Here is a 399-nt window from a genome sequence, read left to right on the forward strand (position 1 = left end):
CTGAAATGTATTCAGCAATTTGAGCTAATGTTCTTAACTCTGCTAATTCTTGTGGATCTACTCCTTGAACTGATGGATTTGCTTCTGTCATCGCACCGAAGATCTCAACACGCTTGATAGAGTCAATTCCTAAATCAGCTTCCATATCCATTCCCATTTCTAACATCTCAGAAGGGTAACCAGTTTTCTCAGCGATTACTTCTAATAAAGATGCTTCTATTTCTGCGTTTGTTACGCCACCTTGAGCTGCTGGAGTTGCAGTTTCTTGAACCGGTGCTGCTGCTACTGGAGCCGCCGCTGGTGCAGGAGCTGCTGCTGGTGCTGATGTTGCACCAGCTTTTCCTGAAATGTATTCAGCAATTTGAGCTAATGTTCTTAACTCTGCTAATTCTTGTGGAT

At 43.4% G+C, this 399-nt stretch carries 1 protein-coding gene; it reads right to left on the reverse strand.

Features of this window, described 5'->3' with window-relative positions; translation table 11 throughout:
• Positions 1 to 399 (reverse strand): phosphopantetheine-binding protein (locus ACXAHM_RS26385; protein WP_474967074.1); only part of this gene is annotated, 399 nt, incomplete at both ends.

The organism is Flammeovirga sp. AWQ4_249 (assembly GCF_056161045.1).